We start from the raw sequence: 20808 nt of genomic DNA, 5'->3' as shown, positions 1-20808 counted from the left end.
CCGATCCTCATTATTTTCCCTATAATTTGAAAGCCGTCAATTTCTGATAACAGCAGAACGCCGTTCCTGCCACCAGCCCCGGAAGCAGTTGATCAATGTTCGTAAACGTATGGTGTAGTATCGATTCCTGAATGGCCGCAAAAGTATAACCCTCAGTTGTAAAAACAAAGAAAAAAGAACATAATTTTTATCCTCAAAATACTGATAACCAAACATTTAAAAAACAAAAAGGCCGCAACTATCCGTTACGGCCTCTTATCTCAAAAGTCGTTCTTACCCCCTGAAAAGCCATCATCTCAAGCTTCCGCCCGTCATCTCGAGCGCAGCGAGAGATCTCTTGAACCGTACCGGCGAAACCCCCTCCCGCCTCTTAAAACTCCTGGTAAAATGCCCATGGTCACAACAACCAATCGTATACGCAATCTCGCTTACCTTTAGGGATGAATGTATGAGGAGATGAAGCGCCTCCCGGTGCAACCGTTCCTGAATCAGCTCATAAACAGTCTTGCCAAATCGCCTCTTGGTAAACCCATTCAACACGTACAACGTCGTATTCAACCTCGCCGCATAAAACTCCGGGTGCCGCTGCTCACGGAAATGCCGTTCAAGAAGAATTTCCAACTCGCTGGTCATACCCAATCATTCACCCCGCAGTACCTCCATCACCGTGGTCATCAGTTCCAGTCCGGTAATGTGCTCCAGTTCATCCGCACGCACTGTGGTTATGATATCGCCTTCGGCTCTGCGCCGCTCCATTCTCCTGGCGTGCTTTAGCCTTGAAATCTCCTGCTGCTCCAGCTGCTCCCGGCTCAGCATGCCGACAAACTCCTCAAAGGAGATCTTAAAGTAGTCGAGCAGTTTTACCGCGGCCAGGAAAGGAAGGTCCTTTTCCTCCCGCATGATCTTCAGTAAGGAACCCTGGGTCAGGTTCAATGCCTCGGCAACCTGGCTCCGCCGGATACCCGGTTTGCTGCTGATCAAATGTTCAATTGCTTGTGGTATGGTCATGTGAAATTTTTGATGATGAATTCTTTGTTAAAATGTTATTTCATCTCCGGCCAGGTACTAAGCCCTTTTTCCATTTTTTCCAGTGTATCCTTAAACACCTGCTCATTCGGGTCCTGTGCTACTGCTTTCTTTTCCCATTCAATGGCTTCGGTCGTCTTTCCGAGTTTATGCAGGAGGTTTGCATAGGTGTCCATTTGCATGGCACTCTTCGGATCAATTACCAATGATTTTCTGCTCCACTCCAAAGCCTTTTCCAATTCCTTTTTGTTGTTGGTACTTTCAAAGAGTTGCCATGCCCAATCATTATAAGTTCCTCCGTTATACCGGTCATCGTAGCGGGTTGCGGCTTCTACCAGGTTCCTTGTCGCATTTTGTTGTTTTTGAGCGACCGCATTTCTGTACCTAATTACAGAAAGCCCAACAATCAGCTCTCCGTCCAATGCAGGATACTTTTTAATTATAGCATCTACTGCTGACCAGTCAGGGTTTTCAGTCAGCAAATGAGAAACTTCCGTTTTGAAAATGATATTTTGAGCATACCGAAGCGCTCCTTTGGACGCATTCACTTTTGAAAGTCTGTCCAGGTTTTCCATAATCAGTTTATGCCCTGGGTCTGCTTCCGTTGCGGTAAACATCAAGATGAAGTTGAGATTTGCTTCTGTAAACGGATCTTTTAGTCCGGTTATGTAACGCCCAGCAATTGCTTTTGCATGCTCAATATCCTTTTGAGCCACTGCCATCAAAGCCAGGTTCCTTAAAAACTGCTGGTCATTCTTACCTGCTTTGTATTCTGCCAGCCTTTCCTGGTAAGTTTTGCTTACAGTATCTGCTACTTTAGCGGTGAAGCCTTTGGTTGCGCTTAGATAGTTTGCCGTTACTGGCTGTAGTTTTGCATGAATCGTTCTCAGGTCTTCCGGTTTTAGCTTAATAAGCTCCCTGTCATAAGTCATGATACCATTTTGCTCCGTCTCCACATCAAACGGTTGGGTATAGATCGATCCACTTAAACCTTGTTCTTTTAATTTCACCAGTGAATTAACCATTGCCGAATATTGCGCTTTCATTTTCTGCGGAGTCACTATACCATCATAACCCCAGCCTGCTTTGGTGTCGTCCCAGAGATGGTCTTCTATGGGTGCACCAATGCCACCAAATTCACCCAGCACCCTTGCTTTACCTGCTTGCTTTTCGGAAATCATAGGATTCGGATAGCTATGTACATCAGTCATATCCGCATTTACATAAGCGTCAGGGCTTGGTGAGCGTAGTTGGTTATTTACATACAGGTATTCTCCGCTGTGTCCGTTCACCAGCCTGCTCGGGTCTGCTTTTTTTATTTCACTGGTCAGCCTTGCCTGGTCATATTGTCCCCATTTCTCGTTGAATAAAACCCATGTGGTAATGCTTGGGTAGCTATACAGTTGTTCGATAGTTTCTTTGTTTTGCTGTTCAAATGCTTTTTTCGAGCCGTCAGGTAAACCTTGGTTTGGGTTTACCATATCCTGCCAAACCAGCATACCTAGCTTGTCGGCATGGTAGTACCATCTTGCTGGTTCAACTTTGATGTGCTTTCTGATGGTATTGAAGCCCATAGCTTTGATGGCCTTTATATCAAATGCCAATGCTTCATCTGTAGGAGCAGTATACAAACCATCCGGCCAGAAGCCCTGATCAAGTGTTCCAAGGTTGAAGTAGGGTCTATTGTTCAACATAATTCGGTCAATGCCTTTTTCGTCTTTGCCCACACTGATCTTGCGCATACCGAAGTAGCTTTTTACTTTGTCCTTTCCTAAGGTAACTTTAAGATCATACAGAAAAGGATCATCCGGACTCCAGAGTTTCGCATTTTTTATAGGAATCTCGATAACTGTGTTCACGTCATTGCGAGGAACCGAAGCAATCTCTCTTTTACCTTCAAAGACTTTTATACTTACTTTTTCCGAACTACTGGAATTGACAGTGATCTTCACCGTTCCCTTATCCACATCCGGTGTGATCTTCAATCCTTCAATGTATTCCTCCGGTACCGTCTCCAACCAAACGGTTTGCCATATGCCGCTGCTTGGTGTATAGTAAATGCTGCTCGGGTTAAGCACCTGCTTACCATGTGGGCCTACTCCTTTATCTGTTGGGTCATATACTTTTACGGTCAGCTCGTTTTTTCCTGCTTTCAGCTGCCCGGTGATGTCAAAGCTGAAAGCGGTATAGCCGCCAGTATGGCTTCCTATTTCTTTTCCGTTAAGGTAAACGGTAGCCTGCCAATCTACTGCACCAAAGTGCAACAGTATTCGTTTGTTCGTCATCTCGAACGAAGAGAGAGAACTCTCTATTGTTCTCCGGTACCACAGGTTTTGTTCTGGTAACAGCTCCCGTTTAACCCCGGAAAGGGATGATTCAACAGGAAATGGAACTAGTATTTTTCCATCATAGCTGGACGGCATACGGGCATCTTTTTTTGTAATCGCATATTCCCAAAGACCATTCAGGTTCTGCCAGCTTTTACGTTCTTGCTGTGGTCTTGGATATTCTTTAAGTGCATTATTGGGGCTTACTTGCTTTGCCCATCTGGTCTGGATTAGGTTAGGCTGAGCCTTCCAGGTTTGTTGTGCTTCGCCAGTATTTCGGAAAATAACGGGCAAAGCTAGCGCTATAAGCGCTGTTTTTAGTGCTTTCATTTGTATGGTTTTTATGTGTATGTTAGTGGTACCTTGTTATGGGATACGGTTTAGTGAGTCGAGCTGTAGACCAGATTTTATGCCTTTATATTTCGCCGGGATGCCTTCGACCATCCATAATGGAGCCGGTTTATCCTTAAGGTAATGGTCGAAGAATTGTTGTTGACGAACTGTAAAGTCTAAAGCTGCCTGGTTAGAATGCTGGAAATCAATTACATGCTCATGATAATCATATTGAAGCATCCAAACCGGCTTTTTCAAACGCCGAAGAGCACTAAACATTTCTACGCCCTGGCGAAAGAGATTTCCGTCTGATTGATTATGTTGGAGTAGTAGCGGAGTAGTAATCTTGTTAGCTTTAAAGATAACGCTGCTTTTCACAAAAACGTCAGGATTATCCCATGGTGTGGTTCCTAAATTACCTTGACCCTTCTCGTAATAATAATTTAAGGATTCATCTCCAAATCTAATATCTCCATAATCGCTCACTACATTACTAATACCAGCAGACGATTGTGCTGCTGCAAATAAAGAACAATTTGCAATCAATAAATTTGTCTCATATCCACCGAAACTATGTCCCTGTAGACCAATTTTGGTTTTATCCACCCAATTTTCACTTCCCAAATATCGAACAGCAGATGGAAATACATTCATAAGATGTTCCGTGATCTTTCCTTTTGAGAAGTCCGGTTTAATATCTGGCACGAATACTAAATAGCCATTGCTTACGTACCAGGGAATACTTAATGATCCGCCACTAAGGGCAGGTCTCATGTAAAAGTTCAGTTCATCACTCTTCGATTGATAAAAATGAAAAATTACGGGGTATTTTTTGCTTGAATCAAAGTTTTCGGGCTTATAAAGTATGCCCTTCCATCTGCTACCATCATCCAACGTCCAAGTTAACAATTCCGATTTCAGCCAGTTAAATTTATTCTCAGGTTGTACGTGAGAAAGCTGTCTAAAACTCCGGAGATTATTCGATATAAATAAGTTTGGTGAATGTGACGCAGTTTGTTTGGTCACAAGATATATTTTGCGATCCCTTGCTTGAATTAGGGGAAATGTTTCGCCATCATGTGGTACAATCGTCCAATAATAGAGACAGGAATCCATACAAAGTTTGATAGGATCTAACCCATCATTCAGCTTCCAGAAACCATTGGTTTTGGAATCATCATTGAGAGCAATTAACAATGCATTTCTGGCATCTAACATGCTGCCAAATCCCGAAATTGGCCTAAGCTTTATCCTATTTTTCGCGCCAAATCCATTTGTAATGTTTTTATTTTTTACTTTACCATGTAAATCAACCTTCCAGAGATCATACCCATCTGTCAAAATCACGTCATCTTCCAATGAAAACCACTTTACACCGTTGGTAAATGTATGGTCTTTATCAGTAATGCTTATAATAGTTTTGGAGCTTAGTTGAAAAGAAAAGACAGCACCGGTAGTAAGATTATGAATCACCAAGAACTTATCACTTTTAGGGTTCGAAAGATTGATAATATCTCCCGACCTACTTGGTATATCTGGGACTTCCTCGCGTTCACCAGTTAATAAATTAATTATAACATAATGTCTTTTTTGTACTTTATTATAAAATTCCTCGTGTTCATTTGTTCTGTTTCGAACTACAACATATCGATTCATCCTTAGTTCAACCGTTAGTTCAACATCTTCCAGCTGAATTACTTTCTCAGGTCTAGCTAAAAATGTAAAACAAGTATATGTTCTATTCCTAGCCTCATCTAATAAAAATTTTTGGTTTGGCTGAATAAATAGGTCTTTATAAGACCAAACGTCTACTGAGGCGCAAATTAAATTTGCATCCTTTCCAACAGAATCACGATAGATAACATTAAAGAAAATTCCATCATTGGCTTCGTTGAAAGAAAGAGAAATATTGGCTAATTCAAACTTCTCTTTAATCCCCTGAGAGAAATTTGATACAACTTTGTATAATGTATTATTAACCGTATTGTAAACAAATATGCGCCTATCCGTATTTTTGCCAGCGAAGAACGCAATTTTACTTCCGTCTGCACTCAAAACGATATTTGAACATTCATCATCATATATAATTTGATCTTTCTTTTCGTTGAATCTAGCCAAACGCAAGCCTGCTTTTGAATAGGTTATCACATAATTATTTTTCGGGTCGACAAAATATTTATCTGCCTTTCCATAAGACTTGTGTTTAAAATGATATAGATCATAGACAAAAAGTTCTCCCGCCTTATTATAAAATAAAAACGGCTTATTATTTCGATTGATGAGCTTATAATTATTAATTCCATGAAGATAAGTGGATGATCGATCTTTCATCCTAAATATACCCACACTATCATTATGACAGGTATAAATGAGGTATGCACTATCTTCGCTAAATTGAGGACTTCTTATCCCTTGAATTCTTTTTACTACCTCGCCATTAAAGTTCAGTAATGTGTATTCAGAACCTGAGGAAGGATTCGAAGTCTCATAATAAACCCACTTTCCGTCATTACTTATGTTATAAGATGATAGCCTTTCCCACTCTTTATAGGAAGTATTATTAACCGTTTTCTTTTGAGCGTGACAAAAAAGACTAATCAAGCAAAACATTAATAAATATCTATTCATTTTTCTCTGTGGAATAAAGAGGGGTGATTCCATCGAATCACTCCTCAAGTTTTCTACTGTTCTGGGTAGCCTGGATTTTGATGGCCAATAAGAGCGGAATTGTATTTAAATTCATCGGAAGGGATTGGAAGCAATGCTTTGTAAGAACTCCAAGTTCCCCCCTTTTCTACCGTTGATTTCGACATCACTTCATCGAGCAGCTTTTGTCTTTTTAAGTCAAGCCACCTATGGCCGAATTCTGTAAAAAGTTCAATTCTGCGTTCCTGCATAAGTGCCACGATGATTTGGTCTTTATCGTCTAACACTAGAGAAGATAGATTTGCTCTATTTCGGACTTTATTAATATCGCTCAACGCGCCATTATCTCCTGAGAAACGTCCTTGCATGGCTCTAGCTTCTGCTCTGATAAGATATTGTTCACTCAATCTCAACACTGTTACAAATTCCTCTTGGGTTGCATTCTGACTAATGTCCTTGTTTCCTAGCTTATACTTATACGGAACTATATAATGTATTCCATTAATATTAAAATCTTTTGTCCATTTATCTCTTCGGTCATCCCCAGTCTCAAACGCATTTAGCAGTGATGTTCCAACTTTAAAAGACACATTTTCAAACCTCATCGTCGATGGTATAAATGCCCTCCCATCACCCGTATTAAAATTCCCCATAAAATCCGAAGGATTTGGTTGTAGTTGCCAAATAGCCTCTTTACTGCTTTTGGTGAAGACCTTATCAAGATTCTCAAGCTCATAAACGTTAGATTGGCTAATAATCTTGGATGCTTCTAATTCCGCAAGATCCCATTTTGACATATACAGATACGCTCTTGCAAGAAGGGCAGTCGCAGCACTCTTATTCGGCCGGATTTTCTCAGGTACACTACTTGCTAAATCAACACCCAAATATTGGTCTTTGAGACGGATCTGCGCATCTAATAAATCAACAACAATCTGCTGATAAATGATATCAGAGTTACTTCTCGATATACTGACATTTGACTTAATATCTGTTGTTAAGACAAGAGGAACGTCCCCATAGTAGTTAACTAGATAAAAATACATCCAAGCTCTTGTGAATTTAGCTTCTCCAATCAGGATATTTTTAGCATTTTCGGGCAACACTTTAGAAGAACTCACTCCTTCAATTATAGAATTGCAACGAAAAATTACATTTCTATATGCATCATTCCAAAAATTGAACCCTCGATTGGGTGATAGATCATTTATATAAGTAGGGTCTTTAGTTATCTTGTTTAGGTCATCTGCCATTGATGCAGGATCAACTGATAACTGAGTGCTCATAGCTAACGTTATATAAGCATAAATCCCTGTCATTGCGTATGACGATAACAGCGGATTATTATATACATCATTTGCTGTCGATTTATCAACGGGAAGACTAACATCAAGTATTTTTTTACAAGATTGAAATATTGTTAATGTGAAACATGTAACTAATAGCCATATCTTCCAACAGAATAGCTTTTTAATCATTGACTTCATAAATAAGATATTATCGTTATAAACTAAGTTGAATACCTGCAATAAAAGTTCGAAGTTGAGGCAATCTGCTACTACTTTGAGTCTCTGGATCCAAACCTTTGTATTTTGTTATAGTTAAAAGATTTTGAGCTCGTATATAGCATTTTAACTCATCCAGCCCGGCCCGCTTTAACAGTGATTTCGGAACATCGTAGGAAATAGCCACATTCCTCAATTTTATAAAAGAAGCATCTACCCAGCTATCATTACTATTGAATTTGTTATTGAATGTATCAAATGCTGTAGCTGGACTACCCTGGACTTGGCCTGTTGCAGTGAATCGTTGAAATTCCGATATATCTCCAGGTTTTCTCCATCTTTGCATAACATCAGTCAACTGGTTCCCTAAATATCCCGACTGATTTGTTCCGGGTACTGCAAAAAGCCCTTCATATTTTACATCGCGTCCTAATTGCTTTACGAATTGCATGAATATATCAAGAGTCACTCCCCTATAAGTAAACGCATTTGAAACACCTCCAGAAAATTGAGGATTAGTATTAATCAATTTAGAATACAAGTATCCGAAACCTAGAGGATTGATATTTCCTTCTTTGTCTGAGAATCTAAACATTCCAGTTTCCTTATCAACACCTTTAGATTCATATACCGGAATCATACCTGAGAAAGGACGTCCAACGGGATTCTCTTTTCGCTCCTTAAAGTACTGAATACTAGGCGTAGTCGATGTATATGAATCAGGAAGAACAAGCAATCTATTCCTTTGATACCCCATATTCAAATTGGTAGACCAGGTGAAATTCTTTCCATCGATCGTCCTAATATTCGCAGTATAATCCCACCCGGTATTTTCAATTTTCGCTGGCTGGTTAATTGTTATTGCATAGCCCCCGGTGGTTGCAGGTAAAATCAATTGACCCAACTGATTTGAAGAGATATTTGTCCATCGCGACGCTCCAATAATAACCCGATCTTTGAAAATTCCAAGATCCAATCCTACTTCACCCTTTCTTATATCTTCCCACGTATAATAAGCATTAACAGCTCCAGGGGAAACTATTGGCTTAACTCCCTGATATGTTACACTGCCAAACAACAAGGATTCGAATAACTCCAAGTACTTATAATCTCCAATGTTGTCATTCCCGCCACTTCCATAGCTTGCCCTGATCTTTCCAAAACTGATGACTTTTAGCGATGATTTAACAAAATCCTCATTTGAAAAATTCCATGCGCCAGCAACCGACCAAAAATTACCAAACTTATCCTTTGGCCCAAAACGACTGCTGCCATCACGTCTTAGGTTGATATTACCTATATACTTATCTTGCCAATTGTAGTTTATTCTGCCGAAGACTGATACGGACTTATATTCGGAGCTTGTATTTCCGCCAGAAATCAAACGGTTATCAGCTTTGCTAATATCCTTCAATAAAGCGTCACTGGTAAAGCCACCACCACTAATCCGCTGAAATGTGTTAGTTTGCTTCTGCCAAGAACCACCAATCATAATCTGCAATTGTCCTTGATTTATCTTTTGGATGTATTTTAAGTATGGATCTAAACTTATAGAATTGGCTTTTCCCTTCCCGAAAAATGCGCTTCCGCTTGCAAAAAGATTAGTCGGATTTTGGGACGCGATAGTTATTGGAAAATAATTGTCAGAATACGTATCTGAAAACCCTAAAGACGTTGCGAGTGTCAAATTTGATAGTAAAGCATAATTTAAAACAGTTGTTGCATTAATTATACTGACCTTTGAAGTTGATACATTACGTACATTTGCGATAGGATTATCGAAAGTGCTATATCCCGTTTGAGGATCAATTTCCCAATTTAGAGTTCCATCATCTTTATATAGTGATGGAGCATTTGGAGCCAAACTCATTGCTAAAAAGGTTACATCGCTCCCTGAATTGGTAGCCGCAGTAGAAGTGAGTCCTCCATTTAAATCTAAAGCGAATCTTTTGTTAAGTGACTTCCCGGAAATGCTGAATCTACCAGCTCCGGTAATAAACTTATTATCACCAGGAAATAAATATCCTAACTTATTTAATGACCCACTGACAAAATATTGAACATTGTTAGACCCGCCCTGAATTGATCCTTGAACATTATATTGTTGAGCCTGGCCCGATAATAGTTCTTTTTGCCAATCATTCGATCTTTCTTCGTCCCAAAAAGTTAAATCGTAATTTTCAAATGTTCTATCTGCCACTGGTGAATTTTTTGATGGGATGGATAACCCATCATTAGAATATGCTTCCCTTCGCATTTCCAAATATTGGGAAGTATTTAAAACATTCAAACTTCTTTCAATTTCTCCATATCCACTATTCAAAGAGAAATTCATTTTTGTGATACCTGGTTTCCCTTTTTTTGTCGTTATAAGGATCACTCCGTTGCCGCCTCTAGATCCATAAATTGATGTCGCGTCTGCATCGGTAAGTACATCGATTGACTCAATATCTGAAGGATTTATAAAGCCTAAGGCGGAAACGCTAAAGTTATTATATCCAAAATAAGATCCAGACAAAGTGTTAATAAAAGGAATACCATCTATCACAATCAATGGCTCACTCGTTAACCCTGTCAAACTATTTTGCCCTCTTAGCTGAATTTTTATAGGGGTTCCTGGCAGACCTGTCGCGGGAGTGACGATTAAGTTCGGTACACGGCCTTGAAGTGCCAAAAGCGGATTATTAATATTCTGCTTTTCTATGTCTTGGGCTTTTATTGTCGTAATATTTCCTGTGCCTAATCTCCTCGATGTAGTCCCATATGCAATCACCTGTACTTCATCGAGCTTGGAAGTACTCATCTGTAGTTGAATATGGTTGAATTCCTTACTAGCTGGCTGTTCCTTAGTGACGTAGCCCAAATATGAGATAATTAAAACAGCATTTTCCTCCACATTCTTCAAATAAAAATCCCCATTTGCAGCAGTCTGCGTACTCTGCTTCCCATTCTTCACACTCACCGTCGCCCCGGCCAATCCATTCCCTAAGGAATCCACAACCTTACCTCTGACATCAATGCTCTGAAATCGCGCAATGAGGTTATCCAGAAATCCTTTTTCTTTTGCACGGCTGACGATCACTGATTTTTCTTCGATGGTGAAGTCGAGGTTTTGGTTTTTCAGGCACAGTTCCAGTGCTTCGCTGAGTGGCGCGTTGCTCACGTTGATGTTTACTGGCTTAGCCACTTTCACAACTTCTGCGTCAAACAGGAAGTCGTATCCGGTTTGCTGCCGCATTTTCTGGAATACCTTTTCCAGGCTTGTGTTGCGCTCTGCAAGGGTAACTTTCTGGCCAAAGGTCGATGCGCTAACCTGCATCAGGGTGGTGAATAATATAATTATGATCAGCTTCATAATTAGCAATAATTTGGGCGGCAGCCACAAGCGCGGCATGCCTATGTTAAAAGCATTTAAATTCATAGCTTTACGTTGGTTTGAGTTGATTCAATAACTGTTTGCAATAAATCGTTCTTCCCGCTCCGGCATTCCGGCCAGTCGGGAAAGGTTGACTCAAACTCCGGAGGATAGTGGTCGCAACACTATCCTTCTTTATTTTAGTCCCCTTTGCTGCTTAACTTTCCGTTCGTAAATGTCTTTCCATTTTCTTTGGTTTGGTTTGTTGGTTTACTGTTTAGTTGATTGGTTTATAGGGAATGACAATTATCTTTCTATCCTTTATCTGAAAATCCACCCGCTTGGTCAGCTTCATCATCTTCAGCACTGCAGATATGTTCTTGCTCCTCGACACAAAGCCACCCAGCCGGATATCCTTCAGGCTATCATCTGCATAACTCACTTCTATGTTGTACCACCTGCTCAGCGCTATCATGATATCGCCCAGCCGCTCGTTGTTGAATATAAAATCCCCCTTCTTCCAGGCAATCTCCCGCTCTACGTCTACTTTGTTTACCTTTATCCTGCCATCCTGCAACGTCCCCTGCTGGTTAGGACTTAGCGTTACCCCTTTGCCGTCATTGTTTTTCCCCGTCATCTCGAGCGCAGCGAGAGATCCCTTGTCCATGCCATTCAAGAGATTCCTCCTGTCGTCGGAATGACGGGCTTGGGTGATCGGAATGACGCGGGCCGAGCCTTCCACCAGCGTCGTCTTCACACTTCTTTCATCCGCATAGGCATTAATGTTAAACTCCGTCCCGATATCCTCTACTAACTGTCCCTTTCCATCTGGCGTTTTACTCACTACCCTAAACGGTTGTTGATCATTATGTTTCACCGCAAAATACGCTTCACCTTGCAACAATATTTTTCTCTCTTTTCCAGAAAACTGGTTAGGGAACTCTAATCTTGAATCGGCATTTAACCAGACCCTGGTTCCGTCAGGCAATGTAAAGGAATACGTCTGCCCTTTGGCCGTTGTCGCGATAAACTTCACAACGTCATCCCGAGTTCCGTCATGTCGACGCGAGGAGACATCTCTTGAATTAGCATCGCCAAGAGATCCCTCGTTACCTCGGGATGACGAATTAAGACGATCGTCATTGCGAGATGGCGCAGCTTCCGAAGCAATCTCAGCGCCATCCTCATACCTTAAAGCCACCGCTCCCGCAGCGCCTCCTACAACCACGCCTTTCTTCGCACTGTCCAAATGGATCACATGCCCATTCGCCAGCGTAATCGTCGCGCCATAACCACCTGGGGCCACATCATTCACCAGTTCCCCGTTAGGCCCCGGCCCGTCATCGCGAGTCTGCGAGGCAAACTCAAACCTGTACAACCACACCCCAAACACAACCACCGCCACCGCAGCCGCAATTCCCGCAAACCTCGGCCACAGCCTCACCTGCTTCCGCACATCTTTTAAATCCTCATTGTTGTACTCCCCGATCTGCGCGTCAATTCCTTGTTTAGCCGCCACCAGCATTTGCTGCTTCTGCACCGGCGAAACCTCGTCCCAGCTGTTCTGCCGTGCCTGGTATTCATTATAATAGCCATTATACCGCCTAAGCTCAGCCTCAGTCGCCGTTCCCCCCGCTACCCGATCTGCCAGTATAATGAATTCTTCACGGTTCATACAATCGTCTATACCTGTAAAGCACAAAAAATCACCCCACCCCCCAAACGAATGCAAACTTTTTTTTTAAATCTGTAGTTTACACATTTTAATGCGGGATTTTAATTACACATGTCTATTAACGCCTCATATTTCTCCATGATTAGCCTTCATCACTTTTTCATGCATTATTCGTAACTTAGATCGCCCCAGCGATGGCGGTAAAAAATCATCCCATAATGAATAAACAAGAATCCCGGCAACTTGATGCACTGCTGGAGTTAAACGAAGAACTCGAAAATTACTTCTCCAACACCATTATCCCCCAGTTATTTGTCGATGCAAATCTGATTTTACGAAAGTTCACCCCTCCGGCCATGAAGCAGTTTAACCTGAAGGATGAGCACATCGGCATGCACCTGGAGGACATCAAAGAGAACTTCCGCTTTCCCACAATCCTTGATAACATCGGGGTGGTCATCTCCACTTCCAAAATCCTGCAAAAAGAGATTCAGACCACCGACATGCACTGGTACCAGATGAATATCCTGCCTTACATCAGGCGCAAGGATAACAAGACGGACGGGGTCATCATCACCTTTGTAGACATTACCCCGCGCATCAGGGACCTTAAAGAACAGGAGCGGCTGATCGCCGAGCATGAGTTACTGCTGGATACCATCGCGCATGACATCAAGAATCCCATTCTGGCGCTTGGCCTCACTATAGAGATGTTGAAAAGAGTCCCTCAGCAGGAGCCGGAAATGTACCCCGTATTGATGGAAAATGTCGAAAGGAGCCTGGGCAATATCAAAAAGGTTGTCAATGACCTGGTAGACAGCCGCTGGAAACCGCAGCGGCACCAGGCTGCAGAGGAACTGATCGATCTGGAGAATATCCTGGAAGATGTCAGGCTTGCCCTGGCGCACCAGATCACAGAATCGAATGCGGTGATCAGGACAAACCTGAAATCAGGTGAGGTCAAATTTGTGCGGCGCAAACTGCGTAGTGTCATTTACAACCTGATCGCCAATGCCATCAAATATTGCCCCATAGAGCGCACACCGGAAATACTGGTCAGCAGCGGGGAGCAAGACGGGTACTTTGTAATCAGCGTATCGGACAATGGGATAGGCATCACCCCGGAAGCGCAGCGATCCATTTTTGAAAAATTTGAGCGCGTTAAGCAGGACAACAATGGCTCGGGAGTGGGCTTATACCTGGTCAATACCATCGTTACCGGCGCCGGCGGAAAGATCGAACTGGACAGCAAACCCGGAGCCGGATCGGTATTTAAGGTATACCTTCCTGTGCTGCGTACCTGATCAATTCTGGATTAGAATAGACTGGACTGCGGGCCTTTCAGCCCCCCCCCCGCCCTACAAGAACAGTGTAAACGCGCCATTCGGTCCCAGCTTCTCCCGCAGCTTCTTTAGTGCAATGGTCATCTGGTTTTCTACCGTCTTCTCACTTATCCCCATCCTGCCGGCGATTTCCTTATTGCTCAGGTGCTCATACCGGCTCAGCCTAAATATCTCCCCATACTTGCCGGGCAACTGGTCAGCCAGCGACCGGATCAGGCTGCTCAGTTCCTTCACCTCCAATGCACTTTGTTCGTCCTCGTCGCCCAGGTCAATTTCAGAGATCGCGGTAAAAAAGCCCTTGTGCACCTTATTGTTCCTGATGTAATTGGCCATCTTAAATTTCACCGCCGTCAGCAGATAACCCCTGCAGCTCTCCAGCTGCCACTGCTGCCTGTGTTCCCAGAACCAGATGAAGATATCCTGCACGACATCCCTGCAGGCCTCCCGCTCCCGCAGGATATTATACGCAGCCCCATACAAAGCATCCCCATGCCGCCCATAGAGCTCACCAAACGCAGCATAGTCATCCGCCTTGATCAAAGCCAGCAATTCCCGATCGGTATATGCGCTGTACGCACTCATTTCATTTCTGAGGTCGCCCCCCTTCCCTGATATTAAGTTAGTTAAATTCCCGGAAAAGTTAATACAAATTTTCTGTTATCCACACATCCAGCCAATATTCCATATGGTAATCTCCGCCACTGCCACGTCTTTGCGAGAATGCACAGCTTTCGAAGCGATCTCGATTGCAAGATTTATTCAGGTAATAATTATCATAACAGAATTCTACAAATGTCTATCCCTGCTTTAACTAAATACACTCCAATATTTAGCAACAATTGCATTTCTAATTTTTGTTCACTATTTCTGAGTGTTCACGTAACGTGTACACAAACCATTAATGAACATGGAAGAGCAGATTTTCGGTGCCTTGAAAAGACTGGAAGCAAATACAGGCTTTAAGTGGAATTATAAAAACATATGGATCGAAACCTAGATAGTACGGAAAGCCTTCTTATAAATAACAAGATGGAACATTTTACTGTAGAACTCAAAAAGAAAAGCTACTTAATTAAGTGAAGTTTTCCGCCATGTAAAGACTCCGAGATTTGGAGAATTTACAGCTGAATAGTGAAAAATAAATACCAAAAACATGATAATAGATAGATTATGCGCTATATTTGACACGAGATTATATTGAATGAATAATAAGCATCGTAATCTTGGATCCGATAAAGCTAGTGCACTTGCAAGAAGCTATTCACCTTTACTATATTTCAGCAGGTTAAAGCAATTGATACAATCGGTAAATCCTGAAGTAGATTTATCTTCTTTCAATAAGTACCAGTTACATAGTCATATCAACTCGATTTTGCTAGGAAATTACTCTGGAGAAGAGGTGATTAAATACCAAATAGCAAAGAAATACCTGAATATTGACACAATTGGAGGATTTGAGTTAAAAGTCAGGAATAGTCGGGCAGATTTTGTGAGCATAAATGGTGTATCAAAATGTTATGAAATTAAAACGCAGCTTGACAATCTCAGCAAGTTGCCCAAACAGGTGGTTGATTATAAGGCTGTTTTTGAATACAATTCTATAATTCTTGACAAAAAGCATCTTCCAGAAGCCCTAAATATTTTACCTCAGACCTTCGGCATTTACTCGATTGAAAAAGGTAGATTGAAGACGCTTCGTCAACCTACAAAAAACACTGATTTATGCTCAAAGTCCCAACTTGGACTACTCACAGTTAAGGAATTGAAAAATTATTTTGGCAGCAGCAGAGATGAAATCGATGACCTGCTGAAACATCTTAAACCGACTACAATCAACAAAGTATTTAAAACTATACTTAAAGCCAGATATGCGCAGAGATGGAATTTTTTAAAAACCCATCAGCATCAGATTCTTCCTATAGATTTCCAGTTTTTTTTTAGCACACAGGAATCTCCATCATTACTTTACCAAAAGGACTTTTAAATTGCTCCTTGCGATATCAAAACCTTCATGCAGTGCAGATAGTGCATTATGGAAATCCATTTGTACTTAGCCTGGCTTCGGGATGGTTCATGCCCGTTACGAATATTGATCAGTCTATCATAGCCGGGATTACCTTCAATGAAAGCGGAGTTCTTCTCTGTCCATGAGTTCACAAAACCCATTTGAAGTACGGCAGGAATAATCGTCTGTTCAAATTCCAAAAGATTTTTAGTAGGACCTCTAAAACCATAATACAAATTCTCATCAGGATTATAGAACACCAGTCCGGGACTAACCCCTCCTCCAGATGTTATATCATCTTTTTTTACACCTGCATAGTCACCAAACGCGCTAAACCTCCATTGTGGCATTTTATATAGGTCACGCAAACTGTTGTCCGCTTGTCCGATTACCTCCTCATGGTCCAAAGCCACGTTTTGGATATCTGTATTAATCGCACTTCTAATAATAATCTTGTATAAATGATCATAAAGCAAGTCCATGCTCTTTTTATGTTTTGATACTATAGGATTGGTGATATTTGTAGTGTCCAAGTCGTAAATAATCAAATCATCAGGACGCAATTCGAGCAATTGTAGTTCACTTATTGCGGCATCAAAATTATTGTAGAAAATCCTAAATGCCAACTGGGGGAAAATCGAAGCAAGAACTTCAAATTGCTTTATTAGCGTGTCAGTTTCTTCAGAAACCGGTTTAAGAATTGATATTACTGGGATAATCTTATCTCTTAACCTCTCGAATTCGAGGTAGAAAGCAATCCTATTATGGAGATTACTAATGGTAGAGAGATAAAAAGTTCTTACTTCAGCACTGGTACTCACTTTTGGGGTCAGATAGATCGGTAAATCTACAATCACTTTTTCTGATTGTACAGCGTTAAAAAGCTTGCTATAAATAGTATACCTGCTTTCAGGGTTATCCTTGCGGTCTTTCTCTTTAATGATTTCAACAATCGGTATGATCTGGCTACCGAAATCGAACTTCTGCAAAACATCAATCTCTTGCTGTCTCGCCCTGAGAACCGGAAAATATTTAGCATTCATTTAGTTAATCTTTAATGTTTCAACTTTTGCCAGATAGCCTTCTTCATTTAGTTCTGGCTCCAGTGTTTCAATATTTCTTATATAGTAGCCCAAAAACTCATTGAATCGTTCAGCAGACCAGCGGTACTTTTCAAAAATTTTCTCAACTCCCTTATGCAAATTCAGCGAATATGATATCCGTTCTTTATATGCTTTAAGAAAGTCAATCTTCGAAGCAGGATCCTCGAAATTAAGTACTTCAAGGTAGTAATTTATAAATATTTGTTCGTCATCTGATATCAAAATCTGGTCAAGTATAAACACCTGCCGGTCATCAAATTGGTTGTTTGCTTTATAAGCGTTTATAATATTAACATAGTCCATAGAAATAAGTACCCTGGGGTAAACAGCCTTTTTGCTTTCCAAAAGATATGCGTTTACCAATGGCATCCCAGCCGCGATATCCCTGCTGTCTAAAAACCATCCCACATCGATACCTCCTCTTAGAAAATATCCTTCTTTCACAAATTCATAATTGAGAATATTGATAAGTTGAAGTATATCTACAAAAAGTCCCGAATATTCGGTGTCCTCGACGATATAATTGATGGTAATACAAATGTTATCACTGAACAAATAATAGTTGCAATTCCTAGCCTCAATCAAATTTATGGCATCTCTGAAGATGGTTAGTAACCTATTTAATGATTCGGATTCATGATAGTCGCCGTCTTCAGGATTTGAATGATTTAAGGCCTCTTTTTCGAACTTAGGCAGCATTACGCTGAACCCCAATACATCAAGAAAAACAACAATTTGTCTGGTATACTTTGGCACTCGCTATTTTTTTGTTTACTAAAGTAACCAAAATTCGTTTTTCTCACTATTTAGGTAACATTAAGCTATCAATAGTCCCAAAAAACCTCGAATTCATCTAATCTTTGATATCTTGTATTTTCTTGGCCTGCATAAACAAGTTAAGAAATACTTAACCATGAAATAAGAGCGATGGAAAATCCACAGCTTATTTTGTTTTTTTAGAGCAAACAAATATCAAGGGGCAATCCAATCAAAATTGATCAGATGACCAAGATTATCAGTCAATTTGTTGTCGGGATTAGACCTAAGATATTTATTAGTGCCAGTTCCAACTACTGTGACGGTTTCGCCAATGTCAAACCTCGCTGTTTTATAATTCCACACCCAAGTAGTTACGCTATTACCAGCTAATTCAACTGTAGCAATAGCTTGAGCTTTTGATTTCTTTTCTGCTCTGGTGAGAGTAATAGTATTGATAACCCTGTGAAAAGCATATGCGGTAATCACACCATCTGTATTTTTCCAAATACCAGATATCCTGTATTCTGTCATAGTCAATGTTAATTAATTAATTAATGCTTAATCATCCATACACTCTATTCTTCTTCCCCTTTATCAGGCTTGTCTGCCCCTGGAGGAAGCCCTGAAATATTTTTAGTAGGCTGATATCCCTCGTTAAGACCTCCTTGAATTCCTTTTTCAATACTGGCATCGGGGCGAGAGGGATTTTGCCGCTTGTGAATTAATTCTTCGATTTCCTTACGGTCGAGACCTTCAAAGGGATTTTTGTGTTTGTTTTCCTCTGACATAATATTAAGTTTAAGTGGTAAAAAATTCAATATATTTTATATTTCCATTTAGTATCAATAATCCATTGGTTTGCTCTGCTACTTTTTTAAACTTCCGCTCATCTGAAACATCTCTTAATTCCCATGCAGTCTCCAGATATAATGCTTCTTTACACGGATATCTAGAGGCATAAGAGTTCGTCCCGAAATATCCTCCAACTCTGGTTCCATCATTTAAATGGACAATGACATAGGCAGACCGTCGGAGATTAAAATAATAATCCCATGCCGATTTCTGATTGCTAAGCACATAGCGCTTAAGAATCCTCCATCTTAGTAACCTATTTAAAATGATTGGCCATAATACTGGCGAAATAAAAAATATCCAAAATATAGATGGGTAAATCCAACTGCTTTGGATAAATATCCAGTCATTGCTGATTCCAAGTAAAATAAGCCAGGAATTGAGTAGAAAATTTATGACGCTATAGCCTATAATTTCTAATAGGTTTTTTGAAAAGTCATAATTATCATTGGCAACTATGGAATGGTACACCTTAACAGATATGAAACCCGGAAGAAACATGGTAATGAAAAAAAACAAGTTTTCTGCTTTTAAAAATTCCATGTTTTATTTTTATAAGCTTTTAACAAATCTTGCCAGTTCCTGATGGTTCCATGAGCAGCAATCTACCTTACCGGCCATCTCTGCCGGAATACTCAAATAATTTGCGCCTTTTATAAATACGCCCTTTACTGGAAGTCCCAGATCTAAAGCACATTTCACCTCCCACAATGCACCTTCTGCATGTCTCAAATTAGGTGATACCAATACAATTGTGCCGTGACAACCAGCTATTCTGGTTCTGCAGTTGGTTTTCCACGCAGAATCCCATGGTGTTTTAACTGACATATCCACAAATTCAAATGGTACTGCATCATTTTTAGCTTGCCCGGTGAATAAAAACTTTTCGGTCTGATCTTCTATAGCAAATGCAACAAATATTCTTTTCATGTTAAATTTTCCCTTCTTTTACTAGTCTCCAATATTGATAACCCATTGCTGTTAACTTGCATGAGGTAGAGTTCATTGCTGCATAATACATATGCTCCTCACCAACCGGCAAAACCAATCCAACGGCTACAAACTTTTGCAATTCTTTAAATATCTTGACCTTCTCCGGGTCGTGATCAGCCTCGCTATCCTCATATTTGGGTGACAACTTGTGATCGGCTTCAGGCGTATCGAAGTAGGTTGTCAGATTCCTTAGCATCTCAAGAGGCACTTTAGGTGCAATCTTCCTGATTGGAGTAAACCTGCCAACATTAGTTTTAAAAACTGGTCGTTGGTCCCAGGCGCCCAAGGCCTCATCTACATAGGCATAAATACTCCCGGGAGTTATATTCCCTCTAATGTCAGCGGCCCCGCCTTGAAGCGCATCAACGATTAAGGTCGTAAATATACCTCTTCCATTACTTTCTAATGAAGTTTCGTCATTATGACATGCAGTAAGGATGGTCATCCCTTCACCCAAGACTGAATTGGTATCAACACCCAGTCCCAACTCCCCAAAGCTACCCGAATTGCAGCAATCCAGAATAATGATCTTGTCTTTGATTTTAGATGAGATGGCGAGCTTTAATATCTCGTCCATCGAAATCCCTTCGTCATGTACTATATAGTCTGACGTAATCAGATATCCGGTAGATGATTTTAACAGTCCATGACCAGAAAAATACAATAGTGCTACGTCCGCTTCTCCTCTGAATAGATCAGTAATAGCTTTCCGAAGTATCGCTTTAGAAACCCTGGTTGAAGGCTCCACTAACAATTTAACCTGAAAGTTAGGAGATCCATCGCCATCCCGTTCTAGTACATTCTTCATTGCCATAGCATCATTGACACATCCCGCCAAAGGTGCTGTTGGATAATCGTTTATCCCTACTATCAATGCCTTTCTCAT

The 20808-nt window shown here is 40.8% G+C and carries 17 protein-coding genes; 2 read left to right on the top strand and 15 right to left on the bottom strand.

The features are described 5' to 3' along the window. Nucleotides 1-291 precede the first annotated feature (291 nt). The 7 genes from P2W84_RS08555 to P2W84_RS08525 all read right to left on the bottom strand — a co-directional run bounded on the left by P2W84_RS08555 (nucleotide 292) and on the right by P2W84_RS08525 (nucleotide 12867). A complete protein-coding gene (locus P2W84_RS08555) occupies nucleotides 292-633 on the bottom strand; it encodes an AraC family transcriptional regulator (RefSeq protein WP_276089707.1) in 342 nt (113 codons plus the stop codon). A gap of 6 nt (nucleotides 634-639) precedes the next feature. Then, nucleotides 640-1008, bottom strand: a complete 369-nt coding sequence (locus tag P2W84_RS08550; RefSeq protein WP_276089706.1) for a hypothetical protein — start codon at nucleotides 1006-1008, stop codon at nucleotides 640-642. Nucleotides 1009-1043: 35 nt separating this feature from the next. Further along, the gene (locus tag P2W84_RS08545; RefSeq protein ID WP_276089705.1) at nucleotides 1044-3683 is read right to left on the bottom strand and encodes a sugar-binding domain-containing protein; all 2640 of its coding nucleotides are present in this window, start codon (nucleotides 3681-3683) and stop codon (nucleotides 1044-1046) included. 36 nt (nucleotides 3684-3719) lie between these two features. Then, nucleotides 3720-6347, bottom strand: coding sequence for a prolyl oligopeptidase family serine peptidase (locus tag P2W84_RS08540; RefSeq protein ID WP_276089704.1), 2628 nt, complete (start codon nucleotides 6345-6347; stop codon nucleotides 3720-3722). Nucleotides 6348-6367: 20 nt separating this feature from the next. After that, a complete protein-coding gene (locus P2W84_RS08535; RefSeq protein WP_276089703.1) occupies nucleotides 6368-7819 on the bottom strand; it encodes a RagB/SusD family nutrient uptake outer membrane protein in 1452 nt (483 codons plus the stop codon). 16 nt (nucleotides 7820-7835) lie between these two features. Continuing rightward, on the bottom strand, nucleotides 7836-11192 hold the full coding sequence (locus tag P2W84_RS08530) for a SusC/RagA family TonB-linked outer membrane protein (protein ID WP_276089702.1): 3357 nt from the start codon (nucleotides 11190-11192) through the stop codon (nucleotides 7836-7838). A gap of 277 nt (nucleotides 11193-11469) precedes the next feature. Then, a complete protein-coding gene (locus P2W84_RS08525; protein WP_276089701.1) occupies nucleotides 11470-12867 on the bottom strand; it encodes a FecR domain-containing protein in 1398 nt (465 codons plus the stop codon). Nucleotides 12868-13085: 218 nt separating this feature from the next. Between P2W84_RS08525 and P2W84_RS08520 the strand changes: the two genes are divergently transcribed. Then, on the top strand, nucleotides 13086-14171 hold the full coding sequence (locus tag P2W84_RS08520; RefSeq protein ID WP_276089700.1) for an ATP-binding protein: 1086 nt from the start codon (nucleotides 13086-13088) through the stop codon (nucleotides 14169-14171). A gap of 54 nt (nucleotides 14172-14225) precedes the next feature. Here P2W84_RS08520 and P2W84_RS08515 read toward each other — a convergent pair whose 3' ends face one another. After that, nucleotides 14226-14792, bottom strand: a complete 567-nt coding sequence (locus P2W84_RS08515; protein WP_276089699.1) for an RNA polymerase sigma-70 factor — start codon at nucleotides 14790-14792, stop codon at nucleotides 14226-14228. Between the two features lie 619 nt (nucleotides 14793-15411). Here P2W84_RS08515 and P2W84_RS08510 point away from each other — a divergent pair. Further along, a complete protein-coding gene (locus P2W84_RS08510; RefSeq protein ID WP_276089698.1) occupies nucleotides 15412-16194 on the top strand; it encodes a sce7726 family protein in 783 nt (260 codons plus the stop codon). Here the strand turns inward: P2W84_RS08510 and P2W84_RS08505 are convergent. The 7 genes from P2W84_RS08505 to P2W84_RS08475 all read right to left on the bottom strand — a co-directional run bounded on the left by P2W84_RS08505 (nucleotide 16191) and on the right by P2W84_RS08475 (nucleotide 20808). Beyond that, nucleotides 16191-17258 (bottom strand): hypothetical protein, encoded by a 1068-nt coding sequence (locus P2W84_RS08505; RefSeq protein ID WP_276089697.1) that lies wholly within the window; start codon nucleotides 17256-17258, stop codon nucleotides 16191-16193. The genes P2W84_RS08510 and P2W84_RS08505 overlap by 4 nt on opposite strands. Next, complete coding sequence (locus tag P2W84_RS08500) at nucleotides 17259-18074, bottom strand: hypothetical protein (protein WP_276089696.1); 816 nt, start codon at nucleotides 18072-18074, stop codon at nucleotides 17259-17261. A 216-nt stretch (nucleotides 18075-18290) separates the two neighbouring features. Continuing rightward, on the bottom strand, nucleotides 18291-18608 hold the full coding sequence (locus tag P2W84_RS08495) for a DUF3892 domain-containing protein (protein ID WP_276089695.1): 318 nt from the start codon (nucleotides 18606-18608) through the stop codon (nucleotides 18291-18293). Between the two features lie 44 nt (nucleotides 18609-18652). Continuing rightward, the gene (locus tag P2W84_RS08490; protein ID WP_276089694.1) at nucleotides 18653-18865 is read right to left on the bottom strand and encodes a hypothetical protein; all 213 of its coding nucleotides are present in this window, start codon (nucleotides 18863-18865) and stop codon (nucleotides 18653-18655) included. A gap of 10 nt (nucleotides 18866-18875) precedes the next feature. Further along, nucleotides 18876-19472, bottom strand: coding sequence for a DUF6338 family protein (locus P2W84_RS08485; RefSeq protein ID WP_276089693.1), 597 nt, complete (start codon nucleotides 19470-19472; stop codon nucleotides 18876-18878). Between the two features lie 9 nt (nucleotides 19473-19481). Further along, the gene (locus tag P2W84_RS08480) at nucleotides 19482-19859 is read right to left on the bottom strand and encodes a hypothetical protein (RefSeq protein WP_276089692.1); all 378 of its coding nucleotides are present in this window, start codon (nucleotides 19857-19859) and stop codon (nucleotides 19482-19484) included. 1 nt (nucleotide 19860) lies between these two features. Next, nucleotides 19861-20808, bottom strand: a complete 948-nt coding sequence (locus P2W84_RS08475) for a caspase family protein (protein ID WP_276089691.1) — start codon at nucleotides 20806-20808, stop codon at nucleotides 19861-19863.

It is taken from the genome of Pedobacter sp. JY14-1 (genome assembly GCF_029269825.1).
Classification (GTDB): Bacteria; Bacteroidota; Bacteroidia; order Sphingobacteriales; family Sphingobacteriaceae; genus Pedobacter.
This window is presented reverse-complemented; position numbering and strand designations above follow the sequence as displayed.

Coding starts and splice junctions, on each gene's coding strand:
- P2W84_RS08520 (WP_276089700.1), top strand. CDS start 13,086: ATGAATAAACAAGAATCCCGGCAACTTGATGCACTGCTGGAGTTAAAC.
- P2W84_RS08480 (WP_276089692.1), bottom strand. CDS start 19,859: ATGAAAAGAATATTTGTTGCATTTGCTATAGAAGATCAGACCGAAAAG.
- P2W84_RS08545 (WP_276089705.1), bottom strand. CDS start 3,683: ATGAAAGCACTAAAAACAGCGCTTATAGCGCTAGCTTTGCCCGTTATT.
- P2W84_RS08490 (WP_276089694.1), bottom strand. CDS start 18,865: ATGTCAGAGGAAAACAAACACAAAAATCCCTTTGAAGGTCTCGACCGT.
- P2W84_RS08550 (WP_276089706.1), bottom strand. CDS start 1,008: ATGACCATACCACAAGCAATTGAACATTTGATCAGCAGCAAACCGGGT.
- P2W84_RS08485 (WP_276089693.1), bottom strand. CDS start 19,472: ATGGAATTTTTAAAAGCAGAAAACTTGTTTTTTTTCATTACCATGTTT.
- P2W84_RS08515 (WP_276089699.1), bottom strand. CDS start 14,792: ATGAGTGCGTACAGCGCATATACCGATCGGGAATTGCTGGCTTTGATC.
- P2W84_RS08535 (WP_276089703.1), bottom strand. CDS start 7,819: ATGAAGTCAATGATTAAAAAGCTATTCTGTTGGAAGATATGGCTATTA.
- P2W84_RS08530 (WP_276089702.1), bottom strand. CDS start 11,192: ATGAAGCTGATCATAATTATATTATTCACCACCCTGATGCAGGTTAGC.
- P2W84_RS08540 (WP_276089704.1), bottom strand. CDS start 6,347: ATGGAATCACCCCTCTTTATTCCACAGAGAAAAATGAATAGATATTTA.
- P2W84_RS08510 (WP_276089698.1), top strand. CDS start 15,412: ATGAATAATAAGCATCGTAATCTTGGATCCGATAAAGCTAGTGCACTT.
- P2W84_RS08555 (WP_276089707.1), bottom strand. CDS start 633: ATGACCAGCGAGTTGGAAATTCTTCTTGAACGGCATTTCCGTGAGCAG.
- P2W84_RS08525 (WP_276089701.1), bottom strand. CDS start 12,867: ATGAACCGTGAAGAATTCATTATACTGGCAGATCGGGTAGCGGGGGGA.
- P2W84_RS08475 (WP_276089691.1), bottom strand. CDS start 20,808: ATGAGAAAGGCATTGATAGTAGGGATAAACGATTATCCAACAGCACCT.
- P2W84_RS08495 (WP_276089695.1), bottom strand. CDS start 18,608: ATGACAGAATACAGGATATCTGGTATTTGGAAAAATACAGATGGTGTG.
- P2W84_RS08505 (WP_276089697.1), bottom strand. CDS start 17,258: ATGAATGCTAAATATTTTCCGGTTCTCAGGGCGAGACAGCAAGAGATT.